The 347-nt window shown below is 60.8% G+C and carries 1 pseudogene; it reads left to right on the top strand.

What is annotated here, in order from left to right:
- Positions 1-158: 158 nt before the first annotated feature.
- Positions 159-347, top strand: a pseudogene (locus tag EN869_RS33800) (5-aminolevulinate synthase); the annotation flags it as partial.

Here is a 347-nt window from a genome sequence, read left to right on the forward strand (position 1 = left end):
GCCTGAAACGGGCACGCCAGGCGAGTGGGCTAGCGAGCAAAAGTTGATTGCGCCCAAAAATTGACTTTGCTCAATGCGAGGCTCTGCCGTCCGCCGCAGAAAACGTCCAGGAATTTGTCGGCCTTGGTGGCCCTCACCCTTGCACAGGACGCTTCGACATGAATTACCAGCGGTTCTTCGAGGATGCGATCGACCAGCTCCATGCGGAGCGGCGCTACCGCGTTTTCGCCGATCTCGAGCGCATCGTGGGCAGGTTCCCTCGCGCCATCTGGCGTTCCAACGGCCGCGCCCAGGAAATCACCGTCTGGTGCTCCAACGACTATCTCGGCATGGGCCAGAACGGAGAC

It is taken from the genome of Mesorhizobium sp. M2D.F.Ca.ET.226.01.1.1, assembly GCF_004022705.2.
GTDB lineage: Bacteria > Pseudomonadota > Alphaproteobacteria > Rhizobiales > Rhizobiaceae > Mesorhizobium.